General features: G+C 67.6%; 1 protein-coding gene. It reads right to left on the bottom strand.

Annotation, left to right across the window (positions count from 1 at the left end; all coding sequences use genetic code 11):
* Nucleotides 1-171 precede the first annotated feature (171 nt).
* On the bottom strand, nt 172-472 hold a 301-nt coding region (locus RM779_RS33315), incomplete at its 5' end, for a mycothiol transferase (protein WP_311621540.1).

The raw sequence follows: 472 nt of genomic DNA, 5'->3' as shown, positions 1-472 counted from the left end.
CCCGGACAGTTCGGCGGAGGCCAGCGCGGCGTCGATCAGCCGGGCCTCCTCCAACCGCCCCGTCAGCGGCCAGGCGAGTCGCACGCATCGACACTAGGCCCAGGCCCGGTCGTTAGCAGCGTTAACGACGAACTTCGATGCTGTAAGAAACCCGGGTCGAGCTCAGCGTGGTCACCGACCCGTCGTGCCGTCGATCAGTTCACGCAGAATGTCGGCGTGACCTGCGTGGCGGCCGGTCTCTTCGATCATGTGGGTGAGGGACCAGCGGACGCTGGCCGCGGACCGCCCCGGCCGCGAACGCGGTAGCGGTGCCGCGAGATCGGTGCAGGCGTCGAGCACCTCGTTGGCGCGCTCGACGGCATTCCGGGAGCCGGCCACCACATCGGCAATGCTGTCCGACGGTTCGACAGTGAACGTCGCCTGCCAGTCGGAGACGTCGTCCCCGAGAAAAATCCACCGTTCGACGTAGGTC

The sequence above is a fragment of the Streptomyces johnsoniae genome (assembly GCF_031845565.1).
Classification (GTDB): Bacteria; Actinomycetota; Actinomycetes; order Streptomycetales; family Streptomycetaceae; genus Streptomyces; species Streptomyces johnsoniae.
This window is presented reverse-complemented; position numbering and strand designations above follow the sequence as displayed.